At 43.4% G+C, this 14384-nt stretch carries 13 protein-coding genes; 7 read left to right on the forward strand and 6 right to left on the reverse strand.

The annotated features are described in order from the left end of the window. Positions 1 to 2 precede the first annotated feature (2 nt). Entirely contained in the window at positions 3 to 944 is a 942-nt protein-coding gene (locus tag QXL29_02820; GenBank protein ID MEM2283527.1) for a tyrosine-type recombinase/integrase, read from the forward strand. A 152-nt stretch (positions 945 to 1096) separates the two neighbouring features. Here QXL29_02820 and QXL29_02825 read toward each other — a convergent pair whose 3' ends face one another. The 3 genes from QXL29_02825 to QXL29_02835 all read right to left on the reverse strand — a co-directional run bounded on the left by QXL29_02825 (position 1097) and on the right by QXL29_02835 (position 4605). Beyond that, complete coding sequence (locus QXL29_02825) at positions 1097 to 2371, reverse strand: alkaline phosphatase family protein (protein MEM2283528.1); 1275 nt, start codon at positions 2369 to 2371, stop codon at positions 1097 to 1099. A 65-nt stretch (positions 2372 to 2436) separates the two neighbouring features. After that, entirely contained in the window at positions 2437 to 3195 is a 759-nt protein-coding gene (locus QXL29_02830) for a flavodoxin family protein (protein MEM2283529.1), read from the reverse strand. A 168-nt stretch (positions 3196 to 3363) separates the two neighbouring features. After that, positions 3364 to 4605, reverse strand: coding sequence for an HD domain-containing protein (locus tag QXL29_02835; protein MEM2283530.1), 1242 nt, complete (start codon positions 4603 to 4605; stop codon positions 3364 to 3366). Positions 4606 to 4850: 245 nt separating this feature from the next. Here QXL29_02835 and QXL29_02840 point away from each other — a divergent pair, with 245 nt between their 5' ends. The 4 genes from QXL29_02840 to QXL29_02855 are packed head-to-tail and all read left to right on the forward strand — an operon-like array spanning position 4851 to position 8200. Then, positions 4851 to 5849, forward strand: coding sequence for a hypothetical protein (locus tag QXL29_02840; protein MEM2283531.1), 999 nt, complete (start codon positions 4851 to 4853; stop codon positions 5847 to 5849). Continuing rightward, a complete protein-coding gene (locus tag QXL29_02845; GenBank protein ID MEM2283532.1) occupies positions 5809 to 6546 on the forward strand; it encodes an endonuclease NucS in 738 nt (245 codons plus the stop codon). The genes QXL29_02840 and QXL29_02845 overlap by 41 nt, the downstream gene beginning before the upstream one ends. Continuing rightward, complete coding sequence (locus QXL29_02850) at positions 6512 to 7264, forward strand: TatD family hydrolase (GenBank protein MEM2283533.1); 753 nt, start codon at positions 6512 to 6514, stop codon at positions 7262 to 7264. The genes QXL29_02845 and QXL29_02850 overlap by 35 nt, the downstream gene beginning before the upstream one ends. Before the next feature lie 15 nt (positions 7265 to 7279). Beyond that, positions 7280 to 8200 (forward strand): Gfo/Idh/MocA family oxidoreductase, encoded by a 921-nt coding sequence (locus QXL29_02855; protein MEM2283534.1) that lies wholly within the window; start codon positions 7280 to 7282, stop codon positions 8198 to 8200. A 43-nt stretch (positions 8201 to 8243) separates the two neighbouring features. Here the strand turns inward: QXL29_02855 and QXL29_02860 are convergent, their stop codons facing one another. Further along, positions 8244 to 9569 (reverse strand): cyclic 2,3-diphosphoglycerate synthase, encoded by a 1326-nt coding sequence (locus tag QXL29_02860; protein MEM2283535.1) that lies wholly within the window; start codon positions 9567 to 9569, stop codon positions 8244 to 8246. A gap of 142 nt (positions 9570 to 9711) precedes the next feature. Here QXL29_02860 and QXL29_02865 point away from each other — a divergent pair, with 142 nt between their 5' ends. After that, positions 9712 to 10812 (forward strand): aminopeptidase P family protein, encoded by a 1101-nt coding sequence (locus tag QXL29_02865; GenBank protein MEM2283536.1) that lies wholly within the window; start codon positions 9712 to 9714, stop codon positions 10810 to 10812. Here QXL29_02865 and lpdA read toward each other — a convergent pair. Then, positions 10799 to 12193: a dihydrolipoyl dehydrogenase gene (gene lpdA, locus QXL29_02870; protein MEM2283537.1), complete on the reverse strand. Its 1395-nt coding sequence runs from the start codon at positions 12191 to 12193 to the stop codon at positions 10799 to 10801. The genes QXL29_02865 and lpdA overlap by 14 nt on opposite strands. A gap of 102 nt (positions 12194 to 12295) precedes the next feature. Beyond that, entirely contained in the window at positions 12296 to 13111 is an 816-nt protein-coding gene (locus tag QXL29_02875) for an NAD+ synthase (protein MEM2283538.1), read from the reverse strand. Positions 13112 to 13230: 119 nt separating this feature from the next. On the opposite strand from QXL29_02875, the gene mvk reads away from it, so the two are divergent. Next, positions 13231 to 14226, forward strand: coding sequence for a mevalonate kinase (mvk, locus tag QXL29_02880; protein ID MEM2283539.1), 996 nt, complete (start codon positions 13231 to 13233; stop codon positions 14224 to 14226). Positions 14227 to 14384: the final 158 nt, after the last annotated feature.

Raw genomic sequence — 14384 nt, forward strand, 5'->3', positions numbered from 1 at the left:
AATTGGTTAAATTTGACGTAGCCGAAGCCACGAAAGAAGTTCTCGAAGGTGATGTTTGGCAAGCTCTAGAAGCGTTTCTGACAGAGCTTGAGGCGGCAGGAGCTTCACAAAAAACCGTTCGTGCTTATAAGTACGGAATCAAGGACTTCCTTAAATTCGCGAACAAGCACTACGTGAAAGAACTGAGTATTGATGACTACAATAGGTGGAGGCTGGAGAGGTTGAGGAGAGGTTTCCCGGAAGGCTCTAACGATAAGAGGAGAACTCAAGCTACTCTTCATTACTACTCACTCTATGTGAGGTCCTTCATTAAATGGTTAGGTATAGCTGATAAGATACCTGCGGTCGCTAGACCTAGGGGGAGAAAGAACATAGCGACTCTCAAAGTAGAAGACGTGAAGAAAATGTTTGAAACCGCGAGAGACATTCTCGACAAAACTATAGTAGCGTTACTTTTTGAGACTGGTCTTAGAGCTCAAGAACTGCTATCGTTGAGTGTAGAGGATGTTAATCTTGAGTCACGCGAAATAATAGTTAGAAATGCTAAATTTGGTGATGAGAGAGTAGTTTTCTTTGGTCCCTTAAGCTATGAGACTCTGAAGATTTACATATACCTAAACAATAAGAAGGGGGGAAGACTCTTCGACTTAACCTACAGTGGCTTATATAAGAGACTAAAGACCCTCGCTTCGAGAGCTGGAATAGACCCTAGCAGGGTAAGACCACACGTACTAAGGCATACGTTCGCTACTGAAGCTTTGAAGAGGGGCATGGACTTAATAGCTTTGCAGAATATCTTAGGACACAAAGATATAAAAACAACACAAATATACGTTCACTTACTCAAGGAAGACATAAGAAAATCCTATGAGAACGCCTTCTACCACGAATTAAAGTCCTGGAAGGCGAGCCACGAACTAAACCTAAGTAACATAGTCTCATAAACAACAAGTCTTAAGAACTAGTACCTCCTGCCTTAAAATGAGGTCCCTACTAAGAGGTTTGAAGCTACTTACTAACCTCTATACGTAGAGAGTAATTAGTGTAGCTCACGTAAGCCGTGTTTTGAGTACTTTTTATTAAAGAGCTCGCATGCTTACGTTCTAATCATGTCTAGGATTTTCGGAAGTATCTCCCACCCATGGCTTAGAACGCCTATGGAGCCGAGTTCGTAGCATGTCTTTTCTTCTAGTCTCAAGACTTCGTCAGGTTTTATCCTACCCCCTACTAGTAGTAGGGGTACAGGGTCGTCTGTATGCGCTCTTATTGAAGGAGGTGTCGCATGATCTGCTGTCACTAGTATCGCAACTTCTCTTAAATCAATACTGTCTATTAATTCCTTAACGTAGAACTTATCTATGTCTTCTATTGACTTTATCTTGCCGTGTAAGTCGCCATCATGTCCTGGCTCGTCAGGTCCTTTTAGATGGACATACACCACGTCTACTTCCTTAAGTAATTTCAGCGTAGCACTTAACCTAATAGAGTAGTCTGAGGCTTTATCTTCTGTAGGGGGCGGCATCTCTGCAGCACGCATCCCCAAGAGTCTAGCTATGCCATTCTCTACTGGCATTTCCGTTATAGAACCAAAAGAAGCGTTGAATAGCTTACTTATGGGAGTTAGTTTAGGTAATTTCGAGCCAGCATCTCTAACTAGTATGACGTTTGCTTTAAGTAATCCTCTTTCTTCTCTTGCTCTATTAATCGGGTGCTTATCAAGGATCTCAATAGACCTCAGAGTAAACTCATTAACTAAATCTGCAGTGACCTGAGCGCTTAGCGTAGGACTCAAAGGAGTTGACTTCTTTATGTATGGCTGAAAGCTCTTCTCAGCTACTGAGATAGCACCGACTTTCTTATAGGCAGGGTCAGTGTTGTCTACCTCATCACTTAACGGCATCACGTCACTGCCTATCACTACGACAGCTCTATGCCCTACTGTTGCTTTAACCTTAACATAGCCGCCGTGAGTGCTTAGCTTTAACCCATCTAGAGCTTCAGCTAACTCACGAGCTTCCTCGGTACTCAACGACCTACCAACTCTCCTATCTACGAGTTTCTTGCTGCTTGGATCGACTGTAGCGAAGTTAGCTCTGAAAGCTACTTCACGGCCCTCAACAAAAGAGACTCCGGCTCCTACAGCCTCGAGGGGGCCTCTGCCAGTATAGCTTGTGTGTGGGTCGTAACCAAGAATACTCATTACTGCGGCATCAGATTCTGGAGCTACTCCCTTCCCAACAGTATATACGGCGCCGCACGCACCCGCTCTCGCTAGGAGGTCTAAGTAAGGCTTCTTAGCCATAGACAATGAAGTTGAAGTGTCTGAAAGCCTATCAGCCACACCATCTAAAACTAAATAAACGAGCTTCATCGTCGTGCACCAATTCCTAAATGTTAGGTAAAGAATAATAAGTTTAAGCGAGAGTTAAGGACGTTCTACAGCTTGTAGTCGTCTGGCTTAGTCTGTATCAACTTCTTCACGGTCTCTGCCCTCTTGCTACTCGTTTCTTTTCTAAGGTTCTCGACTTTATTAGCTATTCGTTCCAGCACGTTCTTCTCTTTCAGTATCTCGAGTATGTTTGGCTCATACCACTTCCATAACGAGTTATTATTTCTGAGGAGCTTAGCTACCTCAACCACGATTTTGCCCACGTTTGCTGAGTCCATTACCGCTTCCCTACTCTTTAAGGCGTCGTCCATTCCTTGATAGTAGGCTAGAGCCCAAGGAGGTATTAAGTAACCAAACGAGTTGAAGACACTCATTAGGTATGCTATAGTCATTACAGCTCCTGCCTCAGCGCCGACAGCTATGAATCCTGCTACCTTGCCCTCAACCCATGACTTACCGTCAACGAAGATCATGTTCTCAAATATTGTTAGTTTGTCTATTAAGTTCTTTAGATGTCCTGAGGGCCCGTACCAAAATACGGGAGTCGCTATTATTAGTGCGTCACTACCCAGCACTTCTTTCATTAGAGCCCAACTATCGTCGTTGTTTATGCAGGGAGGTCTACAAGCGAGTTGCTCATCACTTAAGCACCCCTCACAAGGCTTTATGTCGTAGTCGTATATGTGAATAAGTTTCGTCTCAGCCCCGTAGATAGAGGCTGTCTCAAGAGCTACTTCCAGGAGCTTATACGTGTTTCCATACTTTCTCGGAGACGCGTTAAGACCTAACACCTTAACTGACTCCATGTGTTGCTCCCGAAGAAAATATGTATAATATATGAGGTAATTTAAGAGTTCTAAAGAATACAGAGCTTATAAACCTTACCACATCATCCCCGCCCTAAAGAACGAGGCTTTCGGGATTGTAATAAGTGGCTTACTCATTAGGGTTTGTCTTCATTAAGAAACTATTAACTAGTAGAAACTACGTATTTCCTTCCCTGACAACAAGCTTCTGGCGATCTCCTTAACCTCGCTTGAGTACTGCATGTACTTGTCTCTCACATATATCCTGAGGAACGCTAACTCAGCCGGCATAGAGCCGGCTATAGTCTCTCTAACAGGTTTTGCTTCTACTTCTCCTTCCTCATTCTCTATGTAGATTACGGCCTCCTCAAACATGGGGTTTGTAGGGAGTTTCGGCGTATCTACAAAAACTAAGTTGTCTTTATCAGCAACTTCTGGGTGGAGGTTCTTCAACTTATCTTCAAGACTCCTCTTAATAGCTTCCTTACTTATCGCTAAGAATCCTTTTAATGTTTGGTCTACTGGCAAGACAGTCTGGTAGACGTTCTTGTAAGGTACTCTCCTATCAAGTAAGTACTTACTCTCTTCTAGTTGTCTAATCTCCGGGTGTGATAATACGTACTCGTCGTCTAACTCAACATACTTGATGATGTTGTCGAATCTCTCACCGTAATTCAGTATCTTGTCTGCCTTAAGCAACATCTCGCCAGCTATCTTATCAAACGCTCGTACGGTCTTATGGTAATACACTGTCTTAAACATAAATATTCTGGCTATAAGTAGATGGTCTAACACGTCTTTAGCTTTATACTCCAGCACTATCTTGTCTTTAACAGGCTTTGAGTGGAAGGCTAGTCGCTCCCAGTCAAGCCCGAAGCCGTAGTTAGCTCCCGTAAAGTACGAGTCTCTGAGCAGATAATCTACTATGTCGGCGCTATAGGCCCCCTTAATTATGTAGTATAGTGACTTCTCACTAACTCCGCTACCTATGCTTGAGGTTAGCGGCCACGTCTCTAGCGAGACAGCTTCTATAAGCTTGGCCATGATCTCCGCGGAAATGCCTATCTCTTTCTCTATGTAGTTATCGAAACACTTAGATATTTCTGGGTGTTCCTTAATTATTTTACTTCCTAAGACTTCATGATTTACTTCGTAGTTTACGAGAACATGATCTTCGAATGTGTGTGAGAATGGTCCATGACCTAAGTCATGCAGTAAGCCTATAAGTCTCGCTATCTGTTTTAGCCTGTTAACTTCAGGAGAATTCAACCCAAGTCTTGAGTACGTGTACTCAGCGAATACTCCGGCCACGTGCATAGAACCCAGAGAGTGTGAAAACCTATTATGAACTGCCCCCGGATAAACCAGGTGTGACGTACCTAGTTGCTTAAGCCTTCTCAGCCTCTGCATAGGCGAGGACGAAACTAAGCATATCTCGTGTTTTACGAGTCTCAAATAGCCATGTATGGGGTCCTTAATCTGGACTAGTTCTTTATCCAGACACTACACCCAGCTAATATTTTGTGACACGAAATAAATATTATGGTCTTTGAAACCATATATTTCGAGTTAGGAAAACTAATTTAATCAACAATGTAATTTCCAGAGGATTTTCTTTAAAAAGTGTGCCTTTAAATTCTTAATAGTGATGTGGATTGGCTGGTAGTATAGTAATAACTCATGGGGACTGTGATGGGGTAATCTCTGCCTACCTCTACATAAAGCACTTCATGAAAGATATGTGGCCCTCAAATATATCGGTCATTTTTACTCAGCCTTGGAGAGCTAACTTAGACTTTTTGAGGGGATATCGTGAAGGAGTTGATGAGGTAGTTCTTCTAGACCTAGCACTCAGTAGTGAACTAGTTAAAGAGATACTCAGAGTTGGGAGCAACCTAAGGAAAATTACGATTATAGATCATCATGTAAGCTCTCTAGAGTTCATTAACCAAATCACCGCCAACAACCTGCTTAAGAACGTGAAGGTAGTGTGCGAGAAGGCACAGTCATGCCCTAGATTAATGATCACCTCACTTAAAATCTCTCCTAACCCTTACGAGAAGTTATTGGTTGATGTGGCGGACGTGTGTGAAGGTGGTGAAGCCTCATCTGCTGAAGTGACTAAGTTGGCTGACATCATAAAATTATCTATTGCTAGAGACCCGGGAGATTACGACTTCATGAACTACTTGCTTGCTCTGCTCATGAAAAATAGGAGTGTAGAGTCTGACGACATAGTTAGTAGGAGGTATAAGACAGCTAAGTTTGTCTTAAGCCGGCTACTTAAGATAATGAGTGAGAACTCGATATCCTACAGGAACGTAGTGAAGATCTCTACGCTCTCGTTGCCTGAGTCCAGGATTTTCGCTGGTTTGCTGGGTGTTGGGACTACAGAACTAGCCAGAATGTATAAATCTGATATAGTTTTGGTGAGGAGTGAGGAGAACAAGGTAGTAGTTACTGTGAGAACCTTAGATGATAAAGCGCTTAAATTATGTAGAGACATAGCTAAGTTGGGTAAGGGGAGGTTCGGGGGTCATGCGGAGGCGGCTTCAGCTACATTACCTGAGTTAAGCCTTCAGGAAGTCACAGATTTAATTGTTGGTGTTGTGGGTGGGAGAGAAGATATATTACAGAGGAAGCATAAAATTTGATGAACTCCACCAGCTAGTGAGGAAGTGGTTTAGGCACGCAACGATACTAATAATTGGAGAGTGTGAGGTAGATTATACTGGGAGGGCTTCTTCTAGGGCTAGCAACTCATGGAGACTCATAATAATTAAGGAAGACGGGACGGTACTAATACATGAATCAGTAGGTAGAGAACCTATCAACTGGCAACCTAACTCATACGTGACGACGGAACTCAAGGAGGACACTCTAATCATTAGGGCCTTAAGGTTGAGACCGCGTGAAGAGCTAGTGATTAGGTTGAGGGGTGAGTGTGAGGCACTCATAGCTAAGTTAGGGACAGGCAAGTTCATCATGTCAGGGACTGAGAAAGACGTGATCGAGTTCCTAGCAAATAACCCAAAAATAATCGATGAGAAAGCCGAACTTGTTTCCAGAGAGGTGCCAACACCTCACGGACGTATAGACCTAGTTCTCCGAGGGAGAGACAACACATTAATACTAGTCGAGATCAAAAGAGACGTAGCTGATGTGGAAGCGGTTTTTCAGCTGAGGAGGTATGTGGAATACTACACAAGCCTGGGCGTAAGCAATGTTAGGGGAATCATAGTAGCGCAATCTTTAACCCCGACGGCCCGAAAACTATTAAGTGATTTTGGTTTAGAGTACAGGTGTATTAAGGTGAGTGAGGGCAACGTGTATGAGAAGGAAGTATGTTGATTCACATATACATCTCAACGACTACACAAGAGAGAAGATCCTTGATTTATGTGGGAAAGACGATATGGAGTTAGTCGCTGTCTCTGAAGATCTGCATTCATCGTTAATTAACTTATCGCTTGAGAGGGAATGTTCTAACGTGAGAGCTGCTGTAGGAGTTCACCCGTGGAATGCTGATAAAGTAGCGGCTGACGAGCTAGCTAAAGTGATGGAGTTAATAGATAGTGTTGGTTTCGTGGGTGAGGTAGGGCTAGATAAGAAATTCACTCCTGAGACTTTCGACTTACAGCTGAAAATTTTTAAGGAGTTTGTTTCTCGAGCGTCGAGCGGTAATAAGGTGTTGCTTCTTCACGCCGCGGGAGCTTGGAAGGAAGTACTTGAAGTATTGTCTAAGACTCCTGTTAAGGCCGCAGTACTTCACTGGTATACTGGTCCTTTAGAATACTTGAGAGATATTAGAGAGCTGGGGTACTTCATAGGTGTGAACGTATCCTTACTAAGACAACCTAAGATGAGGGAAGTAGTCAAGCAGGCCCCCCTAGACATCATGCTGACAGAGTCTGATGGACCTTATGAGTACAGGGGGCTCAGACTAGAGCCTGACTTAATACCAGCCTTAATAAATGAGATTGCGACAATAAAGAAATTGAGTTCTGAAGATGTGTTGGAGGCAGTTTATAATAATTACTTAAGTCTACTAAATAGGATGCTGAAGTAGCCTGTGGTGTGGAGATTGGGTAGTGTTAAGGTTGGTGTTGTAGGCGTTGGTGTTTGGGGAAGGAATATAGTGAGGGTACTTAAAGATTTAGAGAAGGAGGACTTAGTTAAGATAGTTGGCGTAGCTGACTTAGACGTGAGCAGAGCTCTTGAAGTCGCTAGCACGTACAATATCAGCGCTTACGTAAGGAATGTTAGAGATCTTGCAGAGTTAGGTGCGGAGGCTGTAGCGATATCAGTCCCTATCAGTGAGTTATTTCATGTAGCTAGAGAAGCCTTGAGTTTAGGATTGCACGTATTTATAGAGAAACCTGTCTCAGTAAAGTCAGAAGAGGTGACTGAGCTAATTAAGATATCTGAGTCTTTCTCGCTTGTAGCTCAGCCAGGCTTCATAGTTAGGTATGACCCGGGAGTCAAGGCCCTCAAGAAAGTCCTTAAAGGCAGAATAAAATACTTGATTTTTAAGAGGTTATCTGCTAGACCGCCACATAGGAGGAACTTCTCAGTAGTTTTAGACTTAATGATTCACGATATAGACTTAGCACTTAATCTAGTTAATCCCGAGAAGACAGAGCTAGTGAGTGTGTTAGGATTTAAGAGAGAAGATGGAGTACCTCAAGAAGTTCACGCCAAGCTATTGCTAGATGATGTAGTAGCTTACTTAATAACTGACGGCACTCTCCCGGTTAAGGTTCGTAATGTCGAGGTAGTCACTGAAGATACATACTATGAAGTCTCTTTCACTGATTATACCCTTCTCGTTAAGGGAGTTAGCGGTAGTTACGTGCAGAGAGTTGAGGGTGAGGAGCCTCTTAAAGCAGAATTAAGAGATTTTATAAGGTCTGTAGAGGGTCATAAGTCTCCAGATGCTCCAACACTTCAAGACACTCTAAGAGCACTTAAAGTGATTGAGTTGATTGAACAAAGACTGAGTTAAGCTTGACGTGAAAGATAAGTTATAACTCGCTACCATTAATTCCTTAGAGATTCTCTAAAAACTCATCTATTAACTCCTTTATTGAAGGACCTTCTAGTATTTTAAGTTCCCAAGTAGCCTTCACTATAGGCTTATTTATCTTTAGTAACATAGTGATGTCTGCAGGTGTTCCTAACACTACTACGTCTGCAGGTGTTCTATTTATAGTTTCTTCTAAATCTCTTAGTTGTTCGGGTGTATAGCCTGTGGATGGCAGGACTTCTTTCATGTGTGGGTATTCCGCATACAGCTTCTTAAGAATTCCTACAGCGTAGGGTCTTGGGTCAATTATTTCTGAGGCGCCGTATTTCTTAGCAGCAACGTATCCTGCACCATAAGGTACTCCGCCATGAGTAACTGTTGGTGAATCTTCTATTACTAATACTCTCTTGCCTCTCACTAAGTCAGGTTCTGGGAGCACCACCTCCATGTCAGCTAAGCATATCTTTGCGCGTGGGTTGACGTTCTTAACGTTACTGACTACTTTACTTACAGAATCTTTGGGAGCTTGACTGACTTTATTGATTATTACGGCGTTGGCCATCCTGGTATTTACCTCGCCAGGGTAAGAACCAATCTCCTGTCCTGGCCTCATAGCGTCAGCCACTGTTATCATGTAGTTGAACTTGTAGAAGGGGAAGTCGTTGTTTCCCCCGTCCCACAATATAACGTCACCCATGCTTTCAGCGACTGTTAGTACTTTGCCGTAATCTACCCCGGCGAGCACAGGAAGTCCTAGCCTTATGTATTGTTCGTACTCTTCCCTCTCTTCTATAGTTACTTTCCACTTCACCAGGTCGTCATAACTCCTGAACACTTGTACGGACATCTCTCTTAAGTCTCCGTAAGCCATGGGATGCCTGACGGGCACAGGTTTAATACCTCTGCTCATTAACTCCCTAACCACTGCTCTAGAAACTGTAGACTTACCAGCACCAGTTCTCACTGCGGTAACTGCTATTACGGGCTTATGAGATGCTAACATGGTTTCTCTGGGGGAGAGTAGCTTGAAGCTAGCTCCGTTAGATAAAGCTATAGACGCTATCCTCCCAACGTCTTCGTATCTTAAGTCACTGTAGGACAGTACGACCTCATCTACGTGGAATTCTCTGATTATCTCACCCAACTTACTTTCTGGGACTATAGGTATTCCGTCAGGGTATAGAGACCCTGCTAGTTCAGCAGGATATCTCCTCCTCTCTACACCAGGTATCTGAGCTGCTGTGAAGGCTACTACCTCGTAATCAGGATTATCTCTGAATACCACGTTAAAATTATGGAAGTCTCTTCCTCCCGCACCAACTATAACTACTCTCGTTCTTCTAACCAAGACAAGCACCCAAGAATATAGTGTGCTGAACCTTAAAAAAATTGCTAATCTGCAACAATATTTTTTACGTGTAAGTAAGTTAAGCACTCCATACTGAGTTATAGTTTAATAAGTTTCCTATAATTTTAGGTAGGGTCTCCTCATGAGGCTGAGTAAGCTTGTTAAAATAGTTGATGAACTTAATCTAGATGCAGTATTGATAACTTACGAGTGGAATGTGTTTTACTATGTTAGTGTGCCGAGACCTAGTGGGAGCTTCATACTGTATGAGAAGGGAGGAACTCCTAAGATTCTTACTCCAGCACTAGACTTCTGGAGATTGACTGACGAGGTGGGAGAGAGTATTGAGGTAATCCCGTACACAACGTACGAATTACCTGGATTTCCTAAGCTAGTTAAGGGGAAGCTCTCTGACTGGATAATTAAATATTTGAGTGACTCTAGGTATGGCAGGGTAGGGCTTGACTTAAGCCACTCAACACCACTAGCTAGAGAAGTTAGTGAGAGGTTGAGAAATCACGCATCAGTAGAAGACATAAGTTCGCAGATAAGTATGCAGAGATCTATTAAAGAACCTGAAGAAATAGAGTTGATTAATCAGGCTTTAAGGATTTCCGAGAGTAGTTTTAATAAGTTGCTTAATGAGGGAGTAAGAGAATTAAGTGAGAAGGAGGTTGCTGCCAAACTAGACAGTTATATGAGATTAAGCGGTGCTGACGGGGTAGCCTTTGAAACTATAGTTGCTTCAGGACCTAACTCAGCGTACCCTCATGCCTACCCAACTAACAAGAAAGTAAGTAGAGATGATGTTGTGGTTTTTGATTTCGGCGCTAGATTCATGAATTACTGCTCAGATACTACCAGAACTCTAGTTCCGGGAGCTAATGAGGAAGCTAAGAAAGCTTTAGAAGCGGTTGGTGATGCGCTGAATGTTGCTACTGACACTATTAGAGAGGGTGTTAAGTCGAGCGAGCCAGACTCTGCCGCGAGAGAAGTTCTCAGAAGGCACGGGCTAGAAAACTACTTCATACACTCGCTAGGTCATGGAGTCGGGCTTGAAATACACGAAAGACCTAGGCTAGCTCAAGGAATAGAAGATACTCTAGTTGAGGGTATGGTAGTGACTGTTGAGCCGGGTATCTACATACACAATAGGTTCGGCATCAGGTTAGAAAACCTTGTTGTTGTAAGGAAGAGTAAAGCCGAGGTCTTGAATAGGTTGCCTCTCATCATAAGTGTTTAGGTGCGTGCAAGGGTTTTCCTGAAGCCTCTGATACTATCTCGCTAAAGACTTCTGAGTAGGTTGGGTGTGAGATTATAGTCTTCCTTAACTCATTAACGCTTAACCGATGGCTAACCGCTAGAGTGAATAAATGTATTACGTCAGCAGCGCCATTGCCTACTACAGCAGCCCCTAAAATCTTGCCCGTGTTTTTCTCCACGATTAGTTTAGCGAAACCTTCTGGGGTAGCTCTGACAGAAGCTGAGTCCCTGCCTAAGGCCACGTAAGGAAACTTAGAGACTTTATAGTCTATGCCGGCCTTAGAAGCTTGCGACTCGTTCAGACCAACAAACCCTATCTCTGGATGTGTATATATCACCATAGGTACAGGACCTCTCGGGAGAGGCTCCTCTACCCCCACAATAGCTTCTGCCGCAATTAAGCCCTCCCTAAAAGCTTTATGCGCTAGGAGAGGAGGCCCCGTCACGTCTCCTGCCGCGTAGACACTGGGAACCGTGGTTCTCATGAAGTCATTAACTATTATAGCGCCCTTATTATCTAACTCTACGCCGACCTCGTTTAAGCCCATGTTTGAGGTGTTATAGCTTCTCCCAGCTGCTATAAGAACCTTCTCTACTTTAACTTCTGTAGTCCCTCCTTTACTTACTATCCTAACCAGCACCTCGTCATTAACGTAACCCCCGAACTGCGCCTGAGAAGACGTGTATATCTTAACACCAGATTTCAGCAAGTACTTATGGATCACGTCACTTACGTCTTGATCTACTTCAGGCAGTATCTTATCCATTATCTCTACTAGGTGGACTTCTGTACCTAACTGAGCTAGTGCCTCGGAAATCTCGCATCCTATGGCGCCAGCACCTACTATGAGTATAGAATTAGGTAATGAATCTAGTTCGAAGAAATGCCTGTTATGAATTATTTTCTCACCATCAAAACTGAAGGTAGGTACACTCCTAGGTTCTGTTCCGGTAGCAACTATTATGTTAGTAGCTTCCAGCTCTGTGTTTGTTTCGCCTTCTACTTTGACTGTATGCGGGTCTTTAAGCCTGCCATATCCTTGAATGATTTCAGCGCCGCTGAGAAGATACTTGACCCCCTCTCTAGCCTTAATTACAGCTCTAGAAACATGCTTCAGTACTTTACTTCTGTCAACACTCCCCACACTTAAGGACACGCCGTACTTACTCAGAGACTTGGCGAGTCCTACAGCGTTTCCTAGCTCGATTAAGGCTTTAGAGGGTATACAACCCCAGTTACTGCATTCACCGCCTAAATACTTTCTCTCTATTAGAGCTACTTTAAGTCCTCTCTGAAGAGCTGTTATAGCTGCAACATACCCTGCAGGACCACCACCAAGAACAACAACATCATACCTCAATTCTCATCAACCACATTAATTAGCGGCGGAATTATTATTAAGAATTTTAGGCTTGTCTGTCGCTAAAATAATTCAAGAAGTAGTTGTCTACGTTTTAGTTAGCTATCTTTGAGCGAGATCTTTGAATGAGTAGAAAGGTCCGTCTACAAAAACTCTCTTATGTTTAGTCTTCTCATAGAGTTTTATCACTTTATCTACAGATTCTTTAGGAACTCCGGAAATCCTGGGTATCTCATGAGGTTCACGCCTCTCATCAAACAGCCTGTAAAGCACTTCATCTATTTCATCGTAAGTTAAGCCTAGTTCTCCCTCAGCCGTGTGTCCAGGCCATAAATCAGGTGATGGGGGTCTAGAGATTACCTCAGTAGGTAAGTTGAGATACTTAGCAAATTCTCTTACTTGAGTTTTATATAGTCCTATTATGGGGTGTAAGTCACCGGCTCCATCACCCCACTTAGTAAAGAAACCTATCAAGAACTCTGAGCGGTCGCTAGTACCAACTACCAACATGTTTTCTTTATTAGCTATAGCGTAGAGTACGACCATCCTACTCCTAGCTTTTATATTACCCCTAACTAGCTTGTTAGAAGACTCGTAGCTCATCCCCAAAGATTTGAGAAAAGCACTGACTACATCAGTTATATTTATGACTTCTAGTTCTAGCCCCAAATTACCAGCTACTTTATTAGCTATTAGAGTTGAGATGGGATTGCTTTCTGCTTCAGGCATGTGAATAGCCTTAACTGATGAAGCTCCTAAGGCCTTGACAGAAAGAGCGACACATACTGAGGAATCTCCCCCTCCTGAAAGACCTATAACAACTCCTGAAGCACCTGCTTCCTTAACTCTAGCTCTGATGAAGTTAGTGATGACGTCTTCGGCTTTGCGGAAGTCTACACTTAGGTGCGGAGGTAGCATTAAGTCACACCGTGAATAATAGAAGCGTGTGGGAATTAAAAGTTGAGCTCCTCGCTAACTAGAGTGTTAAACAATTAAATCCCCTATTCGAGATGCTTATGGGTGTTTAGTTGAAGAGGGTGGTAGCTTCTGCGCCAGGCAAGGTCACGCTCTTCGGCGAGCACGCCGTTGTCTACGGGTATCCAGCCATAGTAGCCTCTATAGATAAGCGGATCTATGTCAGTGCAGAGTTACGTGAAGATGACAAGATCAGAATAAACGCTCAGGACTTAAGGACTTCAGGTGTGATAGTATCTATAAGTAACGGCGAAATTCAAATAACGACTGATTACGGGAAAACTCTCTCAGCCATAGGATACCTAAACAGATCAATTGAGTTAACTTCTGAGTACTTAGGTGTTAGGAAGGGGGTAAGCCTAGAAGTAAGGTCTGAGATGCCTGTAGGTGCTGGACTAGGAACTTCGGCTGCGGTGTCAGTAGCTACGATAGCCGCTTACAGTACTTGCTTAGGTTATGAGTTAAGCAAGGATGAGATAGCGAAACTTGGATGGGAAGTCGAGAAGAGCGTACAAGGCATTGCGTCACCCATGGATACCTCGATAGCTACGTTTGGGGGAGTCCTCAAGATATGGTTTGAGGGAAGTACTGTATATAGGGTCCCGCTAAAAGTGAGTAACGAATTACCTCTAGTCGTGGCCTACGTAGAAAGAGAAAAAAGCACTAAAGATATGGTTATGTTGGTAAGGAATTTGAGAGAGAAGCATCCCGACCTGATTAATGGTATACTAGAGCACATAGGCAAGACAACACTAGAAGCGGAGAAAGCGTTGGCTGAAGGCAACCTGCAAGAAGTAGGTACCTTGATGAACATAAATCACGGTCTCTTAGAAGCTCTAGGAGTCTCCTCAAGAAGGCTCAATGAAGTAGTATATACTGCTAGAGTAGCCGGTGCTCTAGGATCTAAACTGACAGGCGGTGGTGGTGGAGGAGCTTCAATAGCTTTGACACTCCCAGACAACATAAACGTATTGACTAACGTACTAAAACTAGTCACTCCACACGTCTTCAAAACCAGCATACAGTATGAAGGGGTTAGAGTGACTGTTTCTCAGTAGGTGGCTATTCATAGGCTTTCTTGCTTTTTATGTTTGGCCTCCTAGCCATCTACTTCTCAACGGTCTCTTCAGAGCCCCTCACCGCAGAGGCCCCCTACAGTTGCCCGCGGTTCATAGCTCTACGGTTCTCAGAACCCTGAGAGCACTATTAGCCACTC

This window comes from Zestosphaera sp. (genome assembly GCA_038843015.1).
GTDB lineage: Archaea > Thermoproteota > Thermoprotei_A > Sulfolobales > NBVN01 > Zestomicrobium.